Below are 24,329 nucleotides of genomic sequence, written 5' to 3' on the forward strand. Positions count from 1 at the left end.
GCGGTCATGACAACGGTTCGAGCCGGTCGATTACTCGCTCTCGCACTTACCGCGCTCGTCGCGGGCTGCGCCAACTCGCCGCCCGACGTGTCGGCGAACTACCAGGTTCTCTATCTGCCTGCCGAGGCGACAGGGGCTCGGCCAACCGCCATCGTCGCGCCCGAAGCCTGCCTGCAGCCGGATCCGACGCGATATCCCTTCGATATGGATCCGCATTTGCCGCCAGGCTGCGCCAATGCCTACAATCTGGAGCGCATGGTCGAGCGCAAAGCCGATCTGTTTCAGGGGCGCAGGCCGGGCCCGGCTGCGGCAGCTCCCGTCGCGCGAGCGGCACGGCGCTATCTCGACGGTGACGAAGATCCACTCGGCGGTGCTTTCGACCGCGACGGGCGCCGCAATACAAATCGTGCGCCGGCGCAGGTGCGGACGGAGCAGAAGTGAAATGCGCGAGCCAGCGGGGCTCAGCCGGCGAGGATCGTGCCGACGATCCTCGCCCGGGCTCGCGCATCACCTGCTGCCTCCAGCGTGCGCAGGCGACGCAGGAAGGCTGGCCGCTCGGTAACGGGCACATTGGTTTGGACGAGGCTCTGTGCCTCGGCGCCGGCGCCCGACAGCGCCAGCACCAGTGCGAGGGTACGCCGATGCGTGGCTTTGGCGCTTTCGGAGCGAACCACGCCGCGAATCCGCTCGATCGCCTGCTCCTTGCGACCGGCGAGCGCTTCGGCCAAAGCGAGGTTGGCAGCGATGTCGAGATCGTCCGCAGCTCGGCTATGCGACTTCTCGAAGGCGCCGACAGCCTCGGGTGCCTGGCCGGCGAGCGTCAGGGCGATTCCAAGCCGATTATAGCTGGTGGCGCTATCGACGATTGGCGCGGCCTTCGTGAGCGATGCGAGCGCAGCATCGATCTCGCCCCGGCGCAGCGCCGCCGAACCAAGCCCGAGCTGCGCCGGGCCATTGTTCGGTTCACGCTCCAGCGCCAGGCGGAACGCGCGCTCGGCACCGATGCCGTCGCCGCTACGCAGATAGGCTTCGCCGAGCTGCACCGCCGCGGCGGCGTCGCCCGTCGCCGCTGCACTTTCGTACACGGCGAGCGCGGTCGCCATCTCGCCGCTGTCCTCCAGTGTCGATGCGAGTACCTGTGCGCCGCGCGGCTGCACCTGCGGCCTATCCGCGTCGCTCGCAGCCTGCTGCGTCAGCGTGCACGCCGGCAGCCAGGCGGCGAGAAGCAGCGAGGCCAAGCGGTTGGGTCTGGTCATCATTGCGAAGCGTTCCGTGTCACGAGGGTGCGGATGGATGGCGAGGTGCTCGGGCGGTGAGCGAGCCCTCCGAAGAGAAAGCGCTTCCGGCAAGCGAGAAAAAGCTGCGCGAGGCGCGGCGCAAGGGGCAGGTGCCCCAGAGCCGCGACCTGATCATCGGCTTCACGTTCATCGCCGCATTCTTCTATCTGGTTTTGATCAAGGACCGGGTGCTGCTGCAGCTCGACGCATTCGTCGATCTGGTGATCAATCGCGACAATCAGGCATTCTCGATTGTCCTGGAGCGCGCCTTGCGACATGCGGGCGGCATGCTGCTGCAGCTGACGGCGCCGCTGGTTGCCGCCACGGTCGCGACCGCTGCGCTGACGGCGATGGTCGGAAGCTTCGGGCCGGTCTTCTCCTTCGAGATCATCAAGCCGAAATTCGAGCATGTGAATCCGGCAAAGGGTCTCAAGCGGCTGGTCTCGCTGAAAAGCGTCAGCGAGTTCCTCAAGAGCCTGGTCAAGATCGCGGTGCTCGGAGCGGCCTTCATCCTGATTCTCGGCAGTCAGTTGCAGCCGCTTCTCGAGACACCTGTCTGCGGCGAGCGCTGTGCCGGCAGCGCGATCACCGTCCTGCTGCTGCCACTCTTCCTGATCGTGGTGCTGGCCTATATCGTGGTCGGCCTTGCCGATCTCCTGCTGCAGCGCTTCATCTTCCTGCGCGAGATGCGAATGACGCGCTCCGAGATGAAACGCGAGACGAAGGACATCGAGGGCGACCCGCAAATCCGCAGCGCTAGGAGCCAGCATTACCGGCTGATCGGCCGCTCGAGCGGCGTCGGGATCGCACGCGCGACATTGGTGATCGCCTATCGCGGCGACGTCGTCGGCTTGCGCTACCAGCGCGGTGAGACGCCGGTGCCGCTCATCGTCTGCAAGGCCAATGGAGCCTCCGGTGCCGCGATGCTGCTGGACGCACGCGAACGCGACGTCCCGGTGGTTCTCGACGAAATCGCGCAGGCGCTTCACAAGCGCCACGCTCAGGGCGATCCGGTCCGGCAGGACCTGTTCCAGCCGGTCGCCGACGCGCTCGTCAAAGCGGGGGTGCTCTAGCGCGAGGCTGGTCATGGCTGGCGCGGCGCCAGCTGGCGCAGGAACGGCTCGGCGTCGAACAAGCGGCTGATATCCTGACGCATGTATTCGAGTATGAACGCCGAATAGATCAGCAGCAGCACCGAGAAGACCAGGCTCTTGGCCGAGAGCGAGAGCTCGAAGATGTTGAGCTGCGGCGCGGTGCGGGCGAGCAGCGCCATGGCAAGATCGGTGAAGAGCAGCGCGATCACGATCGGAGCGGCGAGGCGGAGCGCAAAGCGCATGATCTCGTCGAGCAGCTTCAACAGCAGCTGGGCCGCGCCGGGATCGAACACGGGCCCCAGGCTCGCCACCGGCCAGAGCCGGTAGCTGGTGTAAAGGCCCTTCACTAGAAGATCGAATCCGCCAGCTGCGAAGAACAGCATCAGCAGGCTGATCGCAAAAAAGGTCGCGGTGATGCTGGATTCGGCGATGGCGGAGGGGTCGAGCAGGGCAGCCGCGGTCGAACCGCGCTGGAGGTCGAGCAGGTCGCCCGCGAGCTCGGCCGCCCAGATCGGCACGCCGAACAGCAGGCCGATAGCGATGCCGAGCACCAGTTCTTTGAGCAGGATGGCGGTGACGAGCGCTGGCGAGAGCGGCGGGCCGTTCTGCAGCGCCTCGGTCAGTACCGGGGTGAGCGGGAGGGTCAATGCCAGCGCCACGCCACCGCGGATGATGCCGGCGAGGCCGAGGCGGGTGAAGGCCGGCGTGACGAGGATGGCGCCGGTGATACGGGTCACGGCGAGCGCCGTCGCCACCATGAACGGCAGGACAAGCTGAAGCAGGAGATCGCCCGACATTGCCTTCGCTCAACGGGTCAAGGCCGGGAAATCCTCGAACAGGGAGATCGCCTGCTCGTAGACCTGCAGCGACAGCAGCGGGCCGATCAGCAGGAGCAGTAGCAGCAGCACGACGATGAGCTTGATCGCCTGCGGCAGCGACTGGTCCTGGATCTGGGTCAATGCCTGGAGCAGGCCGACGCCGAAGCCGATCAGCACGGCGGCGAGCAGCGCCGGCCCCGAGACGGTCAGCACGGTCATCAGCGCCGCGTTGATCTTGGTCAGGATCACCTCGTTGGTCACGGGCGCTTACCCTGATCGCGAGTCCGATCCATCGCGGCTTAGCCATAGCTCAGGATCAGGCCGTGCATCAGCTTGGTCCAGCCGTCGATGCTGACGAAGAGCAGCAGCTTCAGCGGGATCGAGATCAGCGTTGGCGAGACCATCATCATGCCCATCGCCATCAGCACGTTGGCGACGATGAAATCGATGACCAGGAACGGCAGGTAGAGCAGGAAGCCGATCTGGAAGGCGCGGGTCAGCTCCGAGCTGACGAAAGCCGGCACGAGGACGATCAGGTCGTCCGATTTCAGTGCCGCGGCGGCGTTTTCCGGCCAGACGCGGACGGCCGCGGTGCGGAAGAATTCGCGTTCGCGCTCATGCGTGAAGCGGGAGAGATGGTCGCGCAGCGGCTGGCGGGCCGTATCCGCCGCCTCGGTCAGGCCCTGGACCGAGTTGAGATCAAGCTGGCGCGCCGAGACCCGTCCATAGAGATCGGCCATAAGCGGCGCCGTGACATAGACGGTCAGCACCAGAGCGATCGCATGCAGCACCAGGTTCGGCGGCGACTGCTGGATGCCGAGTGCGTTGCGGATCAGGAAGAGGACCACCGAGATCTTGAGGAAGGCGGTCATGGTCACCACGCCGAGCGGGATCAGCCCGATCAGTGAGACGAAGGCGATGATCCCGACGAGATTGGGACTGAGATCAGGCATCGAACAGCCGGGTGATGCGCACGCCCAGCGCGTCGCCGATCCGCACCGGCTCGCCTTGGCCGATCCGGCGGCCGTTGACGAGCAGGGAGAGTGGCTCGCCCGGCGGGCTAGCAAGCGCGACGATGCTTCCGGCGCCAAGACCGGCCAGTTCCTTGAGCGACATCTCGCTGCGGCCGAACTCGAAAACAACGCGCATCGGCAAATCGTCGAGAACCTCCGCCTCGTCGGCGCCAGCGGCGTCCTGCAAGTCGTCCATGAGCCACTCCCATTGTGATGATCGCGCCCGAACCAGCGGCGCGCGCAAATGCGCCATGTCGCTCTCCACTGCGACCGGAGCAATCAACCGCCCGCCGGCGAGGAGGCAGGCCTGCCCCGCCGGCAGATGACGATCGAACAACAATGCGTCTCCCGGTCGGGCGCGCCGCAGATCGCGCAGCTCGATCCTGGTTTCGGCATGGCGCAGGCTGAGCGGAACGGGGATCGGATCAATCCACCCGGGCGGCTCGCCATCTGCCGGCAGCAGGGCGACGAGGCGCGCCAGAAGGTCGGCGGGCCCGGCGATCGCGCCGATCTCCAGCGCGGCATCCGCCAGCGCGACGCTCACGGCCAAGCGCAACCCTTCGCTGCCGGCCGTGCTGGATCGCGCGCGCAACTCGGCTGCCTTGCCCAGATGCGCCTCGAGCTGGGCGAGGGCATCGACAAAAACCGCCTCGATCAACAGTGCGGCCCGGTCCGGCCCGAGCTTTGCCGTGACTGCCTGCGGTCCAAAGCTCGTTAGCGCGGCCTCGACTAGCCGGGGCGGCACGAGCAACTCCGCCTCCTCACTGCCGATCGCCAGTGAAAGCCGGAGGCAATCGCGCTCAGTGGTCCGGGGCAAGCGCGTGGCCGCCGCAAGCAAGAGTTCACGGCCCGCGAGCTGAAGTGAGAGCCGCCAGCGCGAACCATGAAAGCGATTGATCGGCCCAACGTCCCGCAAGGCCACGGCTGGGTAAGCGAGCGCATGCGCGTCGTCGCGTGCCATTGTGGATCGGCCCGCCAGGGGGACATCCGCCTTCATGGCCGGCGTCCGCTGATGTCGTCGAGTGCGATATCGAGGCGCGACTCGCGTCGTCGCCGCACCTGCCTCGCCCGCTCCTCGCAGGCCTGTTCGAGCCGGATCCGGCTGAGCCGACGCTCGCGATGCAGCGCCTGCGCCGCGTGATATTCCCGCCGCCGCGAAGAAAGGGCTTCTCCCGCGGCTTCGGTCGCCGCTTCGAGATCGAGCCGCGCGGCGGCTGCGACCATGACCTCACGCCGAAGCCATTCGAGTGCCGCAAGCGAGAATGGCTGATCGACCAGGCCGAGATGATGCGAACGCTGCAGCGCAAGCGTCGCATCGTCATGCCTTGCAAGAGCTGCCGTAGCCTGCTCCACCGCGATTTCGGCGCTGGCCGCGGCGGCGCGCCGCCGGCCCGCGACTTCACCGGCGCGCTGTTCGCGTCGGCGCCGAAGCTCGAGCAGTGTTCGCAGGGCGTCGAGGTCGCTCACGTCAGGACCTCCCGCATCCGCTGCCGTGTCCGCTCCAGCGTGTCCTGCTCGCCGGATGGTTGACGAAGGAAGGCGCGAATCCCGTCGACCCGCGCGAGCGCCTCGTCTGCCAGGCTGTCCGACCCTGGCTCGTACTCGCCGACACGCACCAGGAGTTCGACCTCCGCATGGCGCGTCAGCAGCTCGCGCATGCGCTGCGCATCAGCGAGCTGCTGCGGCGGCGCAACCGTGCTCATCAGGCGCGAGCGGCTCTTGAGGACATCGATGGCAGGGAAATGGTTCTGCTGGGCGAGTTCGCTCGACAGGACGATATGGCCATCGAGCAGCGCCATGACTTCTTCTGCAACCGGGTCGATCTCCGCCTCGCCCTCGGTCAGCACGGTATAGATGCCAGTGATCGAGCCGCCTTGTCCTGGGCCTGCCCGCTCCAGCAATCTCGGAAGCGCTGCGAACAGGGAGGGTGGGAAGCCGCGCCGCGTCGGAGGCTCTCCGGCGGCCAGGCCGAGCTCGCGCTGGGCCCGAGCAAAGCGGGTGACGCTGTCCATCAGCAGCAGGACGTGCTGGCCGGTATCACGAAAATATTCGGCGATGGTCGTCGCCACATGGGCCGCCTTGACCCGTTCGAGCGCCGGGCGATCGGAGGTGGCGACGATCGCGACAGTACGCGCCCGCGCCGCATGCGACAGGCGCCGCTGCAGGGTTTCCCGGACCTCGCGGCCGCGCTCGCCGACCAGTGCCAGCACGATTACATCCGCTTCTGTCCCGGCCACGATGTCGGCCAGCAGCGAAGATTTGCCGGCGCCGGCGGGACCGAAGATGCCGAGGCGCTGGCCGCGCGCGCATCCGAGCAATCCGTCGATGGCGCGCAGTCCAAGCTGAAGCGGGGCTTCGATCAGGTCGCGCGCAAGCGGCGGCGGGGGCGGGGCATGGACCGGGCGAAAGCCCGCAAGCGCGCCGCGGGGCCAGCCGGCGCCGTCCAAAGGCGTCCCGGTCGCATCGATGACGCGGCCGAGCAGGCCCTGCCCGACGGGGGCAAGCAGGACCTCGCCGGTCGACACGACTTCGGTCTCGGTCGAAAGACCATCGAGGTCGCCTATCGGCGTCAGTATCGCGCAGCCATCCTGCAGGCCGACGACTTCGGCAAGGACGACAAAGCCACTCGCTGGATCGCGCAGCTCGCAGATCTCGCCGAGCCGGACATCGCGCAGACTGGCGTGGATGGTGACGCCCAAGGCCCGCTGGACCTTACCCTTGGGCGGCCGCGGCTGCACCTGCCCCAGCCGATCGCGCAGCGACAGCAAAGCACCGTCCAGGCGCTCCAGTCCAGTTGTCGGCACCGTTGTCATGGCGTCGACCGGCGTAGCAGCCCGCGGCGGAGCGCCTCGATCTGGCTGTCGATACCAGCGTCTATGGTGGTGATGTCGCTCGTCAGCAGGCAACCGTCGCGAGCGAGACCCGGATCGCCGCTGACCTCCAGCGCAAGCTCGAGGCCGCCGGTTCTGATCGCGTCCTGCAGCGTTTCGGTCACCGCCTCGACATGTTCGGGATGGACGCGAACGGTCAGCGTTCGACTGCGGCGGAAAGCCGAAAGCGCCTTCAGCGCCGCCATGGCCACGATGTCGCGGCGGTCGAACTGGTCGATAACGTCGCGCACGATCTCGAAGGCGATATCGGCAAGGGAACCGGACAGGCCGGCAAAATAGGCGTCGATGTCCGCGATGGCCCGGCCGGTTCGCTCCGCGGCCTCAGCCTCGCCACGCTCGCGCCCTGCAGCCGCGGCCTGAGACAGCATCCGCGCGGCCTCTTCACGGGCCGCGGCCTCGATCGCACGCGCAGTCTGCCGCGCGGCGTCGAGAAAGATGAAGCCGTCCCCCCAGGCGGCCGCCTGCTCCGCCGGGACGAGCCCGCGCGGCGGCCGGCTCGGAAGGTCGGCCGCTGCAGTCATGCCGCCTCGGCGCGATGCGCCGCCTCGATGATCGATCTTCCAAGATCGGGCGTGATCGCGTCCAGCGGCAGGACCTGTCCGGGCATCTGCAGGCGCAATCGCGCACCGATCTCTGTCGGCAATTGAGCCGCCCAGGCCAGCAGGCAGCTCCAGCCTGCACGGTCGATCTGCTCGACCAGTTCCGAAACGGCCGATGGCGTAGGCGCATTGGCCGGATCGCCGAGATCTCGCCTCGCCATGGCGCGAGCAAAGACACCTGGCCCGAGCGCCTTGTCGAGCGCACGCACATCGTTTGCGAGCACGATCTGTGACAGCGCGCCGGACAAGTAAATCGCGCCGGCCCGGCGAACCAGCCCGTGCAGCAGGGCCGGGGTCAGCAGCAGGACGCTGCGGTCGGAATCGGACACGACCTCCGGTGCGAGCCCCGCCGAGAGCCCGTTCCGGGCGCAGAGCAATTCGGAAAGCCGGGCCTCCAGGCGCGGCAAGGCGAGGAGCCTGCGGCAAGCTTCTGGCGTGATCGCATCGTCGAATGCGGCCGCCAGTCGCTCGGGTGCCGCGTAACCGGCTGGGCTCGCGGCGAAGCGAAGCCAGGCGATAGATGCGTCATTGGATCGTGCCAGCGCGCCGGTCATCGCTCGCCCGTTCCCTCGGAGAGCCGATAGTAGCGACGGCGGCGCAGGAGCAGCGCCCCGCCGACGATCACGGCGCAGCCGGCGACCGCTCCGGTGATGGCCGGCCAGGGCAAGTTGGTGTGCGACGAAACGGTCTCTGCGCCCGGCGCGGCCTGCAGCGCTGCGGCATTGCGCTCGGCCGGTACCACCACGACCGAGACTCGGTCATAGCTCAGCCCCGCGACACCGTTGGCGATCAGCATCTTGATCGATGCCAACTTGTCGTCAATCGCGATCTTGGGATCGTGCCGGATGAAGACCGCGGCCGAGGACGGCAAGAGATTCTGCCGCAGCGCGTCATTCTCGGGCAGGACGAGATGGACACGGGCGGTCAGCACGCCGTCGATCGCGGCGACGGTGCGTGACAATTCCTGGCTCAGGGCGAAGATCATTCGCGCCCGATCCTGGACCGGAGAGGAGACAAGGCCGTCCTTCTTGAAGACGTCGCCGAGCGTTTGGAACTCTTGCCGGGGAAGGCCGCTGCGGCCGAGGATCGTGACGGCATCAGCAAAGCGTGCCTCCTCGACCGTCACGGTCAACTTTCCGCCCTTCTGCACGCTGCGGCTGGCCGGAATGCCACTCTGCAGCAAAATCGCCACCATCTCATTGGCCTGAGGCTCATCGAGATTCGTGTAGAGATCGACCTTGCAGCCGGCCAGCAGCGCGGCGCAGCAAAGCAGAGCCAGGATACGGCTGCGACGACCTTTCGCCATGACGAACACCGAACCGTTTACTGCCCCTTGAGCACGGTATTGGCTGAACCGGTCGTCTGCGTTGCGCCACGGACGACCAGCTGCGTCTGCACGGCGAACTCGAAAGAGCGGTTCATCGATTCGATCACGCGATCGAGCTGCCGGTTGTCTAATGCGCTGGGCTCCGTTGCCTCCGGTAAGGAGGTGGTCGACAGGGCAGGCTCACGCTTGCTCTCACCAGCCCGGCGCAGGAAGCCGTCCATCCGGTTCGTCAGCTCCGAGGCGAGCTGGCCGGGATCGGCCAAGGCTCCGGCTCGCGCCGGCCAGCTCTGCTGGCGCGCTGCCGCTTCCGCAGCGTGGTCAAAGGCAGGCTGCTGCTCAGCGCCGGTCTGAATGATCAGCGTGGAGCTGGAGAACGAGGCGGTGGGCAGCCCGTTTGCGATCGTCATCTGTGCCTCCGGAAACTGGATTTGTGCGAACTGGTTACCGGTCAACCCTCCTCGTCGGCCATGACCTCGCCCAGCATGTCGGTCATGCGAGGCATCAGCAGCATGGACATGATCTGGGAGCCGTATTGGCCGACCATTCTGGCGAGCTCGTCCTGACTGATCTCATCCTGCTGATCGGTGCCTTCGGCGCCGGTGTTGCGCTGCTGCGCTGCTGCGATCGCATCATCGAAGCCGGCGCTGCTGCCATTGTTGTCGACCGCGCCGCTCGCCAGCGCGGTATTGACCGGTTGCACGCTCATCGCTGCTCTCCTCTGGGTTCGCGGGACGGCACAGTAGCGTCGCCAGGTTGCCGTGGTCGGCAAGGGTAGGGGTGGGGTTTTCCCGATGTCAACGCTTATTGCAGTCTAAATTCCAGTGTGCACTAGCTTATGCATTTCTGAATTATGAATTCATAAGGCAATATATAGTTGGTTCGAATTTCTTAGAATTATAGTCGTCAATTTAGTTCCATCCGGATCTAGTGGTAACTTTATATTTGCATTCATAATCTGGAATAATGTCAGCTCCTGTGATTTGAGTGCTTGACGAATCCTTTATCGATATTAACGTTTCCCTGCCTTGGGCGACTTTCGGGTCGCTCGGGTGCCGGAGCCGGGGCATCGAAGATCCCGCACCGGTCCGATCCAGAGCACGTCAAAAACGGAGTCTGCGATGTCCGGAACCTCGTCCGTCCAGAATACAACCACGCCGGAGAATGCGATCCAGCAGATGGAAGCCGCCTTCAACCGCGCCATCGTGAAATCGGCGGAAATCACCACCAAGACGACTGAGAAGAAGGTCAGTCTCGACGCAGCCAAGCAGCGTCCGAACGCCTGATCGCGCTCTTGCAGCGCCCTGGCGTGGCCGACCGGCCACCGCCCTCCAAGCCATCAACGCTCGCCGCCGCATGGTGGCGCGCGTCATCTCCGGCTGCGCTCCGGCTTTCTCCGCCATCGACCTGGCGCGCGAGATAGCCAGGGCGCAGCCGGCGGCAGCGTCGGGAGGCCTTCATGAACATGCGCGTGAACAAGCCGGACGGCGGCCTCGTCGGCCAGACCACAAGCTCGCGGTCGACAAGCCCGCTCGGGTCGCTGCTCAAGGCTCTCGCCGACGCCGTTCGCAAAGTTCTCCAGAGGCTGGCGCCCGTCCTGTCGCGCGTGAACTACTCCGCCTCCATGACCAATGCGGCAGGCCGCAATCCCAAGGTCATCTGGGCCGGAGACCTGAAGCCCGGTCAGGCGAACACGCCCCAGGGGCAGGCGCTCATCGCCAAGCAAGAGCGTGTTTTGATATTGCTGGCACAGCTGCTGGCGAACTCGCTGGCCAACAGCGATCCGGCGAAGGCGAAGGAAAACCAGGTCCTCGTCGCACAGATCAATGCGATCATCCTCAATGACGAGTCGACGGTCGCAGGCCAGGAGGCGCATGACCGCGGCGTCGAGACGGCGGCTGCCGAGCAGAAGTATGGCCCTGGCACTGCGCAGAAGCCGCAGATGATGCCGTCAGGCGGCGGCGACTGGATTCAGTCGAATGGCCAGTGGGTCCATCCGGAAGTCGCCCGCGCCCGTGCCGCGCAAGGCTCTGCCGAAGGCCGCGCTGTCGAGGCCCGCGCCAAATCCGACGAAGCGACCGCCCAGCTCGCGGTCTACGCCGCCGACCCAGAGTACCGCTCGGCGGTCGCCGGCGCCAACCGCACACTGGCCAAGACGCTCGCGCCGGAAGGCATCACCTTCGAGATCAAGGCAACCAAGCCGCTCGCCCAGGCGCAGTCCGACCTCAAGGATTCGCAGGAAGTTGCCGGCAAGGCGACGCAGAGCCGCCAGAAACGCGAGCAGGCGGAAACCGTTCTTGTCGATGCGTTGGAGGACAAGATCAAAGTGCGCGGGCCGCAAGGGCCCAACCCCCAGCAGGTCAGGGCGGCGAATAGCCCCGAGAGCAGCAAGGTCTCGGATCGCAGATCCGACCATGGGGACAAGAGTGTCAGGGCCGGGTTCGCCGAATATGGCCAGCTCTCTGCTGAGGCCGACCTGCTCGATGTCGAGATCAGCGAGCTGGTCGCAAAGCAGCTGCTACGGACGACCCAGCCCAATACGCCCGAGCGCGCCGAGGCCGACCGGATGCTCGAAACGGCCGGCAACCAGCGCAAGGTGGCGCAAGCCAATCGCGACGTCGCGGTCAAGGCCAGCGATCTCGCAGATGCCGAACGAGACCTTGCTGGCGCGCAGCTCGAGGCTGCGCCGGTCGAGGACGCGGCGCTGAACAACCTACGGAGCAAGAGCCCGCATCTCTTCGAGCAGGACGGTTTCACCGATGGTAAGCGCAAGTATTCCGGCACGCTGCAGAGCGTCTCGGTCGACGACGATCCAAAGGACGGGCAGCTCTACGCAACCTTCGTCTACGAGCACAAGACGCTGGTCATCCCGCTGACCTTTCAGCCCGGCGCCAAGAATGTCCGGCGCAGCGATCACGAGCGCGACATCGATATTGCCTGGAGCAATGTCGCCGGATGCGGTCCCAACGGCCTGCTCGGTGCGCAGCAGCGCAAGCAGGCAGCGGAAAAGGCGTACACTTCGAGTACGATTACGCAGATCGACGTCAATATCGAGATCGCAGGCAAGACCATCCCGACGCTCGAGAAAGCGCTCGACACCGCGCTCACAACGACAAGGCCGGCGATCCCGGTTGGCGGTCCCGGGGAGGTCGCGCCTTTCGCCGGCGCGGTCAAGTCGACCATGAACGGCGTGGAGGTCTGGGTTCATCCAGAGGTCGCGCTGATCCTGTCGGCGCTCGACGCGACGCGGGAGCTCGACAAGGATCTTCGGGTGCAACGCGAGCATGCGGTTGCCTGGCACGATTATGCGGTGTTCACCGCGGCCCAGCCGACCAAGCTGCTCAACGACGATTCGAGTCAGCACCAGAGCAACATGCAGGCGGCTTATTATCGCGGCAGGCAAACCGAGGCGACGCATCAGATCGAGCTGACCTTCGGTGCGATGGCGCAGCAGAGCCTACCGGACGGCAAGGCCCTTTTTGGGGCCGAGCACCTGCTGGGAGGCAGGAATCTCAAATCGGCGTTGCAGTCGGCCGGCGCCGGTGCCGACGAGGCCGATAGGATGGCCGGCAAGATTCAGGTCGTCGGTGGCGACCAGGCACAGGTCACCTTCGTGCCGTTCCAGTACATCGATGCCAGCGTCGGCTCGCAGCAGATGCTGTTCGCGATCGTGCGCGGAACCGACGGCAAGGACCATGTCGTCGATGGTCGCGGTTCCGACTACGCCCTCGATGTACGCAAGCCGGAAAACATCAAATCCTTCATCGAGACTTACCAGAACGACAACGACCTGTTGGACAGCGGCACCATCGTCGTTCCGCAGAACCTCGCCTTCACGGCCAAGGGTGACAAGGTCGAGACCGAGGCCTACCAGGCCCACGTCAAGACCTTCGTCGAGAAATACGTCGACCCGATCGCGACCGGCGTGGCCGCGGGTGCACCGCTGTTGATGCTGATCCCCGGCGTCAATGTCGTCGCGGCTCCACTCGCGATCGTCGCCGGTACCTATGTCGGCGGCAGGCAGCTGCAGGAATTCGGAGAAGACATCTACTACGGGCGCGAGATCACGCCGGGACGCCTGATCATGGAGACGCTTTCGGCGGGAGCGACGATCTTCCCGGCCACCGCTTCGGTCTCACGTGCGATCGGGCTCAGAAACGCAGGCATGACCACCGTCGCGTCGCTGCGTACCTCGATCGGGGCGACCTACGGCCGAACCCCCTATTACCGCCATGCCGGCGAGATCATGCAGAGCGCCACCGGCGGAACGATCGGATTCGCCCGCACGCTCGATCTTGCCTCGATCGCGGCCGGCTCGCCGCTCCTCGCCGTCTCGGCCTTCAACTTGATGGCTCATGGCGATGATCCCGGCATGAATCCGCTGATGGAGCTGATGAGCTTCGCCTCGGGCGTCTACGGCACGGTGTCGGGCCTGCATGCCGGGATCGAGCAAGGACGGGCGGCACCGCAACCCGCAACGCACAGGACACGACATGTAGCGAACGCGACGAGATTCACGCCTCACGCGCCAGGGACGGCCGCCTTGCCGGGCGGCCTTGGGGGGTTGGGAACAGCGCGTGGTGGCAGCTCGCAGGGCGGAACGATCGTCGTGCAGCCGCAGCCGACATCTGGGCCACAGGCCGGTCGGAACGGTGGCAGCGGGCCGGCCGGATCGGCCAAGCCGAACAAGAGCGGCGTCGATCCGTTGATCGGCGCCGAGGGGGCGCCTGCGCCTCTGGCCTTAACTGCCGCTCCGCCGAATGTCGCCGACGCCGTTGCGGCAAGTCAGATCGCCAACATCGGCGGCACCGGGCATGGCGATACCGGCAATAGCAACGCGGGCCAGCAGGCGCGCCCAGGGCGCACAGTTGAAGGAGGGGATCCGCGACAAACCGGCAGGCCGGAAGACGCCGTCGTCGTGCTTCATCCCGGCGCGCTCGAGCTGCCGCTCAAGGCGTGGGACGAGACGCATGGGTTTACAGTCGAAACCTCGCGGCGCGATCCGATGCCGCTCTGGGAAACGGCGCGGCGAAATCCCGAGACGCTGGCGGTAAGCAGCGAGCGAGATGGCGAGAGCACCGGCCGGCCGGCGAAGCCTGTCACTGAAAGCCCGGATGAGTTGACGCCACATCTTTGGTCAGTCGGATCGTCGCACGCACTCGATGCAGCGTCCGGGCCCGGATACCTTCGCCATCTTACCGATGGTACCGGCGCCACGCCCGAAGACATCATGGCGCGCATTCGCGACAGGTTGGAGCAGGAGGCGAACAAGCCGAAGCCGCGCGATCTGAGCGCCGCGTCCCAGCCGTCGGGCGGTCCCAATCAGCAGCTGATCGCCAAGGGCCGCGGGCTGGTCGGCCAGTCGCCGGACAAGAAGGTCGACGGCTCGCTGAATCGCGTGCTCGACTATCTGGCCGGTGCGCGCGAGACCGTACCGGGCTATCGCCAGGCCATCGTCGACCTCGGACATCTCGTCCGTCACATCGAGAACCCCGGCCAGGGGGCGTTCGATGCACGGCTGCAGGCTGCGTTGGACCGCGCCGATTCCTTTGCGCTCAGTCGGGCGCTGGGTTCCGGGGCCGAGTGGCCGGTGACCGTATCGCTGCAACCGGCGGCCCCGAAACCAGCTGCTGGGCAACAGACCGCTAGTGTCCCGCCGAGCGCTTCCGCCATGCCGGTGCGGACGGCGGGCTCGGACGCGTTGCTTGCGCCTGACACCGTATCGGTGATCGGCCAGCATGGCGTCTCGCTGATGCCGAACCTGTCTGCGACGGTGAGATCGGCCAAAGCCTTCAAGCCGACTCCGGATGACGTTCTTGCGGTCGGGCAGTTTCCACTGCCTTCCACCGATCCCGCCATCCAAACCAGATTCGCGCTAACGATGCAGCTGCCGGTCGACGTCTACGGACAGCAGGTTGGCGCTCCCGGCCCAGGACTGCGTACGGCTGACACCCAGTTCTTCGACACCTATGCCGCCGCAGCCGCCGCGGTCGCCACTCTGCCGCCGCCGAAAGGAAGCTTGCGCGGCGGTTTCGTCTATAAGGTCCAAGCCGATGCGAAGGACATTGCCGGCATCGGAACGCTGGCCGAGATTCCTGTCGACTGGCTACCAGCGGCTCAGTTCATCTATCGAAGCGGAGACGTCTTTCCGGCGATCGCCCTTCGGCCGGTGGCGGGCGCTAGCGCCAGAAGCCAGCCGGCAATCGTTACGCAGACGCAGGCTATACCGACGGCCCAGCCGCATGTCGGCCAAGCTGGAATCGCCAACAAGGCTTCAACCGACCCGATCGCCGAAGCCCGGCAATCGCCCGACATCACGGCGCGGCCGGCGTATGCCGGGCCGGCCAGCGGCTTGCGGAAGAGCTTCGTCGACCCTGCAAACGCGTATTGGCGCAAGAAGACTGCGAACGGGAAACTGCCCGAACCCGACGATCAGATGAAGGCGCAGACGGCGTATCTGGCTATCGCTCAATCGCCGGACGACCACGCCCTCAAGGGCCGTCCCCTGCACAAGAAGGTGACGGACTATGCGACGAGGCGAGTGCCGCACCTGTTAGGCTCGCACGACTACACGGCAATTCGTTACATCGAGGGGCCGGTGCCGCCGCAGCAGATCATGGGCGGAGGAGGGCCTCACCCGGCGCTTAACCTGTCGGAGTTCACTCTACATTCGACGTTCGAAGGCGCGCGCGAGGCAGTGCAGCAGCGCCCTGCTTCGGCGAATAGGAAAGGCCGCAAGCAGGCGGCGCCGGGCGGTTATGTCTACCGGCTCGTCGGCCCCAAAGACAAGCTGACCGAGGCGATCGCCTCGGGCGTCATCGATCCGAAACTTGTCGAAGGCGGATTGCGCATCTTCGATGACGGCAGCGTCTACCCCTACAGCGTCGCCAATCGCGATGCCACCTATGCGCCCAAGCCCGGCGAAACCTTCGTCAAGACGGACCGTCCGCTCGAAGGCAAGGACAAGCGGCGTATCATCCTGACCAGTGTCGGCTATGTCGGAGGAGCCGCCTTTGGCGCCTATACGACCGCCAGGATCGGTACCGGAAGCCATATCGGCGCGCGCGACCTGCTGTCATCGCTCGCGATCTATGCCTGGCTCTTCCGTGGCGGCGTCGCCGGCATCAGGCAGGGCGCCAAGATTCGGCTGCAGAAGCGGCAGGACAGTGCCGCCCTCGTTTCGAACGTCGCGCATGACAATTTCAAGCCCGGAGAGGCCGTCCTCGACCAGCTCAATCGCCAGGTCACCGGTGGCCGCGGGCGGCGGCTCGGAATCGCCAAGCCCAATCGCGAACGATATGCCGACGCGATCGAGACGGCCCAGCAGGCGATCGCGAAGGGCAAGGCGCCGGAACCCGACACGATGAAGGTCGTGCGCGAAGCGGTCGTCGACGTCGCGACGCAGCCGCTGCTCGGCAGGCGCGGGTACATTCATCGCGTGGGGAACAAGTCCGAGATCGAGACTGCGGCTGCCGAACTGCATCAGGATCCGACACAGTCGACCCCTTGGCTCACGATCGCCGACGCCCATCTCGATATCCTGGCGCGGCGGACCACTGGCTGGCGCGGCGCCGTCTGGGGTCATAGCCGTGCCGACCGGATGAATTATCTCCTCGCCTTCGAGACGCTGCGCGCGAACCGTCTGGATGCGGAGGCGATGAAGGTGCTGGAGACCGCGCCGGGCCGGCTGATCTCGCCGAATACGCCGACCGGGCGCTTTCTGGAATTTGCTCGCTATGCTAGCTTCGGCATCAGCAACGCGAACACCACGCGTCTGGTGACCAACCCGTTCCTCGATCCCGCTGCCTATCGCTATCTTGGCGTGCTCGACACCTTTGGCGGCGCGGCCGACCTTGCCAGCAATTCCGCAAGTGCGGCATTCCTTTTCGGCAACATGCCCGGCGTCATCGGAACGGCTTCCAAGCGTGGCGTCGGCGATGCCGACTTCAACGCTTCCAAGAAGGCAGCTGATGAACTCCACGCGGCGTCCACCGGCGGCAATGTGCCGGCGACCGCTGCTCAGCCAAAATCAGCACCGCCGACACAGGGCACCGGGAGCGGCCCTGCCGGAAAGAACAATAAGCCGCATCCAACCTATGCAGCGACAAGTGGTGGAGGCAAGATCATCGGCCCGATCCGCCGCTTCTTCGTCGGCGGCGGCGATCCGAGAGCCGTGTACCATGACGGCCGGCTGCCCGCCGGCCCGCCGGAGGCGGACGGTACGCAAAAGTACAAGCCGATGCACAAGCCGTCGTTGATCCAGCGCTGGCCGCAATACGCCTCCGCCGGCGATACTTATGGCATGGTGCCGTTCTTCGTCGCCGATAGCATCCATGCGGCGAATGCGTTTGCAGCGGGGCAGCCGGTGCTCGGCGGTATCGAGCTCCTCAAGGTCGCCGCCGACTGGTACGTCTTCCGCGGCGCGCAGAAGGACTACATCGACGAATATCGCTCCAATCGCGGCATGGGACCGATCGTCTGGCATAGCCGCGTTACGGATATGTTCAATGCACCGTTGAACGGTGCCGAGCGGAATCCATCGAGCATCGACAAGCCATGGCTACGTTACGGGCTGCCGCCGCTGGTGCTGCTCGGCGCGGCGGTCGCCGTTCGCGTCGGCCTCAGCCTGGTGTTCCCCTGGGAGCCGATCGAGGAGCCGCCTCAGCCCGTGCCCACTCCAGACCCAGCACCGGCGCCAGATCCCATGCAGACGCCACCATTGTACGGGCCGGGCGGACCCAATCGACCGATTGCGAACCTGCATGGCGACGCAGGAGAAGAACCGGTTGATTCAAACGCGCCGGCGGTGAAGGCATTGATGCGGTTCGTCACGACCGAGGAAAAGAGCGGATCGACCCTGGCTGCCTGAGCGGGGTCTGGCGGCGGCGGTACGCGCCTGGCGCTCCGTCACTGTTGGATATCGCCGGTCTGTCCGGCGACTCGAACCGATATCAAGCAGACTTCCAAGAAGCGTCGGATAGGGGCAGCGGCCCGACCATTATCGTCGCCAATTCGGCCGATGGCCTGCTCACCATCCATCATACCCGTGGCCGCTGTCGCGACCGTGCTTGCGGCCATGGTCCTAGTGACCGATTGTCCGCCGTCAGCGCTCTTGAGACAGTTTGAGAGTTCCAGCCGGCCCAGCCGATCGTCGCTCGCAGCCTCCGGTCAAAGGAGAGGATTATGTTGCGGCTCCCAACTGATTTCATAGCCGATGTGAGGGCGGTCGCAATGGACCTCCTGCCCTCATAGGCGGACGGCGCCTGGCGAAGCAGCCATGCGACTTCCGGATATTCCTAGTCTGCGCGGCAGCGGACGTTCAAAACATCGGATCTCGCGACCCGCAGCGGACATCTGAGCTTCCGTCTCCCGCTATACATGCGCAGATCAAAGCCATTGAGGTGTTGATACGAGAATCAAGCCTTGACCAAGGCATTGGGAGCAACCGTGTATGGCTGCACGAGCGACAGAAGTTGATTGCGGGTATCGGGATTTTGGAAGCGGGCTAACACCCAGATCTGCGTCGCGAGATTCAGCAGTTGCTCTTCGGCCACGTCTCTAGATAGGGTGGCGAATACCAAAGGAGCTCTCTCCATGGCCAATGGCCCAGGCACTTCGCCGAATTGCCGCCTGGCATAGTCGTTAACGTAGGTGACGATCGGGCTGCCCACAGGCAAAATCTGCGAGAGATACATCATCCCTCGGGTGACGCTTACAAGCATTTCGATAATGAGCGACCGTGCATACTCGCTACTCATCAGTTCCAGCGACTTCGCGATTGATGGCGTGAAACTGGCTCGCCGCGCGACTCTGGCTGGCGCAGGCGCCACGTTGCTCTTACCGGCCCCGAGATGCGTGCGACGTTCGGACAGCTCGCGGTGCTCGACCAGAAACTCGAAGTCCAGAGCCGTACCATCAACGATTTCTCGTTGGGCCGATAGGATCACGGTTACAGGCTTGCCCGATGAGTGCGCAATCGTTGCCACCTCGTTTTTATATCGCCCGAGGTTGTCGAGATACCAAAGACGCCGTATGCGCTCCGCGCCGGGTATCGCTGAACCCTTTTCGACGAGACTGGCACCTGCGATATCTGTCCAGGCACGCCCGCAAAGTTGGAGATAAGCAGCATTTGCGCGGACATATTTGGAGGATCTATCGCCTGTGGTCGAGATCACGAAGGCTATCGGCGCGTCATCCAGATATCCCTCAAAGTACTTCTTCAAAGCAGCAGTGGTGAATGCGGGCATTGGATTTTAAACCTTCTTCGTTCAGGCTGCAGAGGCTATTGATTGGAATCATTCAAAACTTACGGATTGCCGGACTTATTTCAACCAAAGGCGTTTTCTCGGTTGTACCAGAGAGCAAAATAGGCTCTTTTGCGGCGATGCCAGCCACCGACTCGGAACTTGTTTTGTTCATGCGCCAATCTGCGCTCCTCGTTTGGCGGGCGAGCGACAATGGCTACGTCATGAATCTGCCGGAATGGTCGGCTCTCACGGGCCAGTCGGAAGAGGAATTTCGAGGTGACGGTTGGCTCAACGCGCTTCACCCGGAAGACATCGAACGCACGCGAATGGCGTGGCGCGTGTCGGTACTGCACGGGCTCCCCTACAATACTGATTACCGCGTCCGCTATGCCGACGGTGGATACCGCTGGGTCAACTCCCGCGGGATTCCGGTCATGAATGACGAGGGTAGCGTCGATCATTGGATCGGCGCCCTGTTTGCAGTCGCCGGCGCTCTCAGATCGACCAAACCTCCATCGGAGGTCCAAGGTGGACAAGAGTTCACTGACATAACGCCCGCGGCACTACGAGCCGCGCGTGGCGCCCTTGACTGGTCGGCGTCGCGATTAGCAGAGGAGGCTAACGTATCTCTCTCCACCATCCGTCGGCTCGAAGCCGAATGCCGGCTAGCCGATAGTTTCCGGCCGGTGAGCGTCGAAAAGGTGCTCGTCGCTTTGATCCGGGCCAAGGTGAACTTTGTTGGGGAAGGGGAAATCGTCACTGGCATTGACCTCAAGCGCTGACCAGCACGTCCTGGCTTAGTGAAGTGCGCGACTTCAGCTCTGCCAGAGATGCCGTCAAATCGCGATCCAACACCGTCAGATCGACAGCTCGGCTTTCTCGAAGCCCACATTCCAGCGCTTGTATGGTCGTCGAAATCAGAGCCATGCCTAGCGTGCCGGACACCCCCTTCAGGGCATGAAGCTCGCGTAGCGTTTCCCGCGTGTTGCCCTCGGCGACGAGTTTTTTGGCTCGCTCGATCGCCTCGCTCGCATCTTTCCAGAAATCGTTGGTGAGCTCGGTAAGCAGAGGCTGGCCCAAATCCTCTTCGAGAGTGGCTCGAACCGAGAAATCAATCGCGGAATTTGCTGCATTAACGGGATCAAGCGAGGTGGTCTGGGTAGAAACGGTCAGCCAAGGGCGAAGGGCCGCTTCAATCTTGGCGCGATTGATCGGCTTCGCGATGAAATCGTTCATCCCGGAATCCAGACAGGCAGCCCGATCTGAGGACAAGGCGTTTGAGGTCAATGCGATGATGGGGGTGTCGCAGCCGCTTTGACGAAGCATCTGCGTCGCCGTCAGACCGTCGGTGCCCGGCATCTGAACATCCATCAAGATGGCCGAGAATGGCGTGGCCAACGCCATTCTTATGGCTTCCTCGCCATCTGCGGCCGTCGCGACGGTCACGCCCAGGCGATGCAGCATCTCGACAGCGACCGTGCGATTGATGTTGTTGTCTTCGGCCAGCAGCACCCGACCACTCAATCGGCCGGATCGCATGTCGAGGGACTGTTGCGCACTGCTAGGACCGACGTCGTTCGGGGCGATTTCGACGGGCACCCGAAACCAGAAGCAACTCCCATTCGGCTCAAGTTCGCGCACGCCGATGCGGCCGTGAAGACCCGTCACAATACGATGGCAAATCGCTAAACCAAGACCTGACCCACCAAAGCGCCGGTTGATGGTAACATCAACCTGACTGAAATTCTTAAAAAGTCTATCTCTCATCTCCGCTGGGACGCCGATTCCAGTATCCGAGATCTCGACAACAAGTTCACCAACTTCCACGCGGCAATCAATTTTGATCTCGCCTTGGGCTGTGAATTTCACGGCATTCCCGATCAGATTGAAAAGAATTTGTCGCAGTCGCGTGGGATCGCTTCTCACCACTCCGTCAAACTGGCAATCGAGGTTGAGCGTCAGATCCTTTGCCTCAGCGCGATGCCGAACTGTTTCCAGAACTGAACCGATTACATGGCTGATCCTTACTGGGACTTTCTCAAATTCCACCGGCCCGGCTTCTAGCTTCGTAAAATCGAGGATATCGTCGATCAGGGCCAGAAGCGTATCGCTGCACTCGGCAACCACTGTGAGTTTGCGTTGCTGGTCGGGCGACATTGAGCTATCGCGCAGTAAGTCGACAGTTCCGATGATCCCATTCAGCGGCGTCCGAATCTCGTGGCTCATTGTTGCCAAGAAGATAGATTTGGCACGGGCGCCAGCCTCGGCACGTTCGGCGGCCTGGGCGCGTTCAATGCTCAGTGATGCAAGTTTGTTGCGCGAAGAGCGAATTTGCCGAAGCTGGCTCGCCAGATAGAAGACGATCACGGCCAGCGCTGCGATCAGGCTGCCCACCACCAATCCAAAGCGGTCGAGCGAACGAGACGCACTGTCTCGCTCTTCCGCTCTGAGCCGCATCAAAGACAGGTTGGCTTGGTTGAGAAATTGCTCGGCGGCGGTGGATGCGTCCGATGCCGCCTTCTGCAACGCGCGAATATCGAGCGTGTCGAGCCCGTCAGCGCTGCGCAGCGGATCGAAGTGCGAGCTAAGCCCAACGATGCGGGAGCGCACCGCGGCTGCCAATCCTCCCAGATCGACACGGGCAAAAGTCCTGACATAATTTTGCCCGCTCAGCAGGGCCGCGCGGCTGAACAGTATGTCGTAGCGAAGCGCAATGTCATTTGCGCTTTGGTATGTCAGCGGCGCGGTCAAGGCGAGACGCAGCTTCTTGGCTTCGCTGTCGATCTGATAGGCAGCCCAGACCGCATCCTCGCGTACGGTCTGGCTGAGCAAATGCTGGCGATCCCGGACCGTGCCAAAGGTCACCGCGGCGGCGCCACATAAGAAAACGCTCAAGCTCGCGAGGGCAACGACACCGATGTCGAGCCATCGATGGTGAGCAGAGCGCGATCCCAGCGCGGCAGCAGTTTGGCGCGGCATTTAGCCAATCTCGATCGACTGAACCTGCCAGATCGAACGGCCGAAATAGATCTCGTTGTAGAGAGACGGCTCTCGATCAAACGGATAGATGACGAAGATCGGTCCCTTCTCCCGAACTGAAATGGGCTTCCCATCGACATGGGTGGCAAGGATCACAGGCCAGCGACGGAAATCGTTCGTCGGGATGTCGACGGCATATCCGTTTAGAGCGGAGACTTTGAGATTTTGGCCCTGGCAGTCGACGGACTTCAGTAATTCTGCGGCCAGTGGTCCTTCGAAACGGGTCTTGCTTGGATACCAAGGGGTCTCGGTTTCGGTTATTCCTTGGGGAAGTCGACTGAGCATACCCAGGTCGAACACGGCTTCGCCAGAGCTGTTGGTATGGCCGACTTTGCCACGGATCGTGAGAATTGGAGCGGATCTAGGTTGCTCGAGTGCAAGCCCAAACGAAGAAGCTGCACTGAGGGCCCCTAGGCCGCCCAAAATTGATCGCCGGTTGAAAAACATGAGGTTATGTTCCCGATGCTTGGTTATGCCGCGGAAGCTTCGATCCCGATTTCCGGACGGATGACGTCGACGATTGCGTCCCACTGAGCCTCGAAGGCTCTCACGCATGCAGGATCGAATTGCGTCCCAGCGCCGTCGCGAATGAACTGTCGCGCCTTCTCAAGCGACCAGGCTGGGCGATAGATGCGGTCAGCCGTAAGCGCCTCGAATACGTCTGCGACAGCTGCAACCCGCCCCATCAAGGGAATTTGGTCGGCCGACAGGCCGCGCGGATAGCCCGAGCCATCCCAGCGCTCGTGGTGGCTGCTCGCGATGATAGCGGCGGTCTTCAATAACGCAGAACGGCTGTCCCCCAGGATCGATTCTCCAATCGAGACATGCTCCTTCATGATGGCCATCTCTGCCGGCTCCAGCCGACCAGTCTTCTGCAGCACCGCATCGGGCACACCAATCTTGCCCACATCGTGCAATGGCGCGGCAGCTCTGATCATCTCGCAATCGTGCTTATCGAATCCAAGGCCTTTGCCGATGAGACTGCAGAGCTCGGCCATCCTAGAAACATGGTCGCCCGTATCGCCGTCGCGACAGTCAATGGCGCGTGCCAGCCTGGTCACAACGTCGCGCTCGCTGGCTTCCAGTTCCTTGGTCGCTTCCTTTACGGCTCGCTCAAGCCAAATTGCTTGATTACGAAGCTTCAACTGAGCCTGTCTTAGTGCGAGCAGGTTATTGATGCGCACCCGAAGCTCGATCGGTTCGACTGGCTTCTTCAAGAACTCAGTGGCACCGGCCTCAAGGGCATGGAGTCGCGTCTCCCGTGCATCGTCGGCGGTAATCATGACCACAGGCTGTTCGCGGCAAGTCGGGATCTTACGAAGCCGTTTAATGAACTCCACACCGTCCATTTTCGGCATCATGTAGTCGACGAGTATTAGATCGAACTCTTCGGCGGCGGCGGCTTGCAACGCGCCGTAGGGTTCGTTGAAGTCGCGTACATCCGTGCTGTCGAGCCGCGCAATGATGCCGTGCATAATAGCGAGATAAGTCCGGTGATCGTCGACGATCATGATTTTCATGGTCGGACCCTTTCTGGATCGGACAGTTTAGGCGGCCTGAGGTTGGTCAACAGCCGGCAGCAGTGAAGCGAGATCGAGGACGCTGACGATGTCAGGTCCCCGGATGAGCATGGCGGAGAGCAGGGTGTCGATATTGGACCCGGTTTCGGATGGCGCCTTTAACTCGTCGGGACCGATCGAGACGATGTCCGACACCGCATCAGCTAGGAAGCCTGCCGAACGCCCGTCATGCTCGATGACGATGACGACGCTACTCTGCCCAATGGAATGCCGCGACGCTCCCAGACGGGCGTGGAGGTCGTAAACGCCGACGATCGAGCCTCGGAGATTGATCACGCCAAGAATGTTCGGAGCGGAACTGGGAACTTCCGTGACAGGCTGCCACCCGCGGATTTCCCGAACGAGGCTGACATCGACGCCGAACTTTCTGGTCCCAAGAACGAACAGCACGAGTTGCTGGATCAATTGCGTGCCCCCGCGATTGGTGGGTGAATTCAAAGCTTGCAC

At 63.8% G+C, this 24,329-nt stretch carries 22 protein-coding genes; 5 read left to right on the forward strand and 17 right to left on the reverse strand.

From position 1 onward, the window contains the following. The first annotated feature begins 6 nt into the window (after positions 1-6). A complete protein-coding gene (locus V7S63_RS23020; RefSeq protein ID WP_336531934.1) occupies positions 7-441 on the forward strand; it encodes a hypothetical protein in 435 nt (144 codons plus the stop codon). Positions 442-461: 20 nt separating this feature from the next. Here the strand turns inward: V7S63_RS23020 and V7S63_RS23025 are convergent, their stop codons facing one another. Further along, a complete protein-coding gene (locus V7S63_RS23025) occupies positions 462-1,259 on the reverse strand; it encodes a tetratricopeptide repeat protein (RefSeq protein ID WP_336531935.1) in 798 nt (265 codons plus the stop codon). A gap of 53 nt (positions 1,260-1,312) precedes the next feature. Between V7S63_RS23025 and V7S63_RS23030 the strand changes: the two genes are divergently transcribed. Beyond that, the gene (locus tag V7S63_RS23030; RefSeq protein WP_336531936.1) at positions 1,313-2,350 is read left to right on the forward strand and encodes an EscU/YscU/HrcU family type III secretion system export apparatus switch protein; all 1,038 of its coding nucleotides are present in this window, start codon (positions 1,313-1,315) and stop codon (positions 2,348-2,350) included. A gap of 11 nt (positions 2,351-2,361) precedes the next feature. On the opposite strand, the gene sctT is transcribed toward V7S63_RS23030, so the two are convergent. The 11 genes from sctT to V7S63_RS23085 are packed head-to-tail and all read right to left on the reverse strand — an operon-like array spanning position 2,362 to position 9,725. Beyond that, the gene (gene sctT / locus V7S63_RS23035) at positions 2,362-3,168 is read right to left on the reverse strand and encodes a type III secretion system export apparatus subunit SctT (RefSeq protein ID WP_336531937.1); all 807 of its coding nucleotides are present in this window, start codon (positions 3,166-3,168) and stop codon (positions 2,362-2,364) included. A gap of 9 nt (positions 3,169-3,177) precedes the next feature. Then, complete coding sequence (locus V7S63_RS23040; RefSeq protein ID WP_336531938.1) at positions 3,178-3,450, reverse strand: EscS/YscS/HrcS family type III secretion system export apparatus protein; 273 nt, start codon at positions 3,448-3,450, stop codon at positions 3,178-3,180. Positions 3,451-3,488: 38 nt separating this feature from the next. Then, on the reverse strand, positions 3,489-4,142 hold the full coding sequence (sctR, locus tag V7S63_RS23045; RefSeq protein ID WP_336531939.1) for a type III secretion system export apparatus subunit SctR: 654 nt from the start codon (positions 4,140-4,142) through the stop codon (positions 3,489-3,491). After that, positions 4,135-5,163: a type III secretion system cytoplasmic ring protein SctQ gene (sctQ, locus tag V7S63_RS23050; protein WP_336531940.1), complete on the reverse strand. Its 1,029-nt coding sequence runs from the start codon at positions 5,161-5,163 to the stop codon at positions 4,135-4,137. Before sctQ ends, sctR begins: the two co-directional genes overlap by 8 nt. Positions 5,164-5,195: 32 nt before the next feature. Continuing rightward, positions 5,196-5,669 (reverse strand): hypothetical protein, encoded by a 474-nt coding sequence (locus V7S63_RS23055; RefSeq protein WP_336531941.1) that lies wholly within the window; start codon positions 5,667-5,669, stop codon positions 5,196-5,198. Further along, complete coding sequence (locus tag V7S63_RS23060) at positions 5,666-7,015, reverse strand: FliI/YscN family ATPase (RefSeq protein WP_336531942.1); 1,350 nt, start codon at positions 7,013-7,015, stop codon at positions 5,666-5,668. The genes V7S63_RS23055 and V7S63_RS23060 overlap by 4 nt, the downstream gene beginning before the upstream one ends. Next, the gene (gene sctL, locus V7S63_RS23065) at positions 7,012-7,614 is read right to left on the reverse strand and encodes a type III secretion system stator protein SctL (protein ID WP_091842581.1); all 603 of its coding nucleotides are present in this window, start codon (positions 7,612-7,614) and stop codon (positions 7,012-7,014) included. Before sctL ends, V7S63_RS23060 begins: the two co-directional genes overlap by 4 nt. Next, positions 7,611-8,246 (reverse strand): hypothetical protein, encoded by a 636-nt coding sequence (locus V7S63_RS23070; protein WP_336531943.1) that lies wholly within the window; start codon positions 8,244-8,246, stop codon positions 7,611-7,613. Before V7S63_RS23070 ends, sctL begins: the two co-directional genes overlap by 4 nt. Next, positions 8,243-8,998: a type III secretion system inner membrane ring lipoprotein SctJ gene (gene sctJ / locus V7S63_RS23075; protein ID WP_336531944.1), complete on the reverse strand. Its 756-nt coding sequence runs from the start codon at positions 8,996-8,998 to the stop codon at positions 8,243-8,245. Before sctJ ends, V7S63_RS23070 begins: the two co-directional genes overlap by 4 nt. Before the next feature lie 17 nt (positions 8,999-9,015). Continuing rightward, positions 9,016-9,471 carry a hypothetical protein gene (locus V7S63_RS23080; RefSeq protein ID WP_336531945.1) on the reverse strand — a complete coding sequence of 152 codons (456 nt, stop codon included), beginning with the start codon at positions 9,469-9,471 and terminating at the stop codon, positions 9,016-9,018. Beyond that, positions 9,468-9,725 carry a hypothetical protein gene (locus V7S63_RS23085; protein WP_336531946.1) on the reverse strand — a complete coding sequence of 86 codons (258 nt, stop codon included), beginning with the start codon at positions 9,723-9,725 and terminating at the stop codon, positions 9,468-9,470. Before V7S63_RS23085 ends, V7S63_RS23080 begins: the two co-directional genes overlap by 4 nt. Before the next feature lie 412 nt (positions 9,726-10,137). Here V7S63_RS23085 and V7S63_RS23090 point away from each other — a divergent pair, with 412 nt between their 5' ends. Further along, positions 10,138-10,302 (forward strand): hypothetical protein, encoded by a 165-nt coding sequence (locus tag V7S63_RS23090; RefSeq protein WP_167561788.1) that lies wholly within the window; start codon positions 10,138-10,140, stop codon positions 10,300-10,302. Between the two features lie 173 nt (positions 10,303-10,475). Then, positions 10,476-17,885: a hypothetical protein gene (locus tag V7S63_RS23095; RefSeq protein WP_336531947.1), complete on the forward strand. Its 7,410-nt coding sequence runs from the start codon at positions 10,476-10,478 to the stop codon at positions 17,883-17,885. A gap of 547 nt (positions 17,886-18,432) precedes the next feature. Here the strand turns inward: V7S63_RS23095 and V7S63_RS23100 are convergent. Further along, a complete protein-coding gene (locus V7S63_RS23100) occupies positions 18,433-19,263 on the reverse strand; it encodes a hypothetical protein (protein WP_336531948.1) in 831 nt (276 codons plus the stop codon). On the opposite strand from V7S63_RS23100, the gene V7S63_RS23105 reads away from it, so the two are divergent. Beyond that, positions 19,254-20,045 carry a PAS domain-containing protein gene (locus V7S63_RS23105; RefSeq protein ID WP_336531949.1) on the forward strand — a complete coding sequence of 264 codons (792 nt, stop codon included), beginning with the start codon at positions 19,254-19,256 and terminating at the stop codon, positions 20,043-20,045. The two genes, V7S63_RS23100 and V7S63_RS23105, sit on opposite strands and share 10 nt — an antisense overlap. Here the strand turns inward: V7S63_RS23105 and V7S63_RS23110 are convergent. Genes V7S63_RS23110 through V7S63_RS23125 form a run of 4 tightly spaced genes read right to left on the reverse strand, consistent with a single transcriptional unit; the run spans position 20,035 to position 24,329 of the window. Further along, the gene (locus V7S63_RS23110; protein ID WP_336531950.1) at positions 20,035-22,242 is read right to left on the reverse strand and encodes an ATP-binding protein; all 2,208 of its coding nucleotides are present in this window, start codon (positions 22,240-22,242) and stop codon (positions 20,035-20,037) included. The two genes, V7S63_RS23105 and V7S63_RS23110, sit on opposite strands and share 11 nt — an antisense overlap. Further along, entirely contained in the window at positions 22,243-22,749 is a 507-nt protein-coding gene (locus V7S63_RS23115) for a putative pterin-binding protein (protein WP_336531951.1), read from the reverse strand. A gap of 23 nt (positions 22,750-22,772) precedes the next feature. Further along, the gene (locus V7S63_RS23120) at positions 22,773-23,822 is read right to left on the reverse strand and encodes an HD-GYP domain-containing protein (protein ID WP_336531952.1); all 1,050 of its coding nucleotides are present in this window, start codon (positions 23,820-23,822) and stop codon (positions 22,773-22,775) included. A 27-nt stretch (positions 23,823-23,849) separates the two neighbouring features. Beyond that, positions 23,850-24,329: a chemotaxis protein CheW gene (locus V7S63_RS23125; RefSeq protein ID WP_336531953.1), complete on the reverse strand. Its 480-nt coding sequence runs from the start codon at positions 24,327-24,329 to the stop codon at positions 23,850-23,852.

The sequence above is a fragment of the Allobosea sp. CCNWLY174 genome (assembly GCF_037120455.1).
In the GTDB taxonomy this organism is placed as follows: domain Bacteria; phylum Pseudomonadota; class Alphaproteobacteria; order Rhizobiales; family Beijerinckiaceae; genus Allobosea; species Allobosea lupini.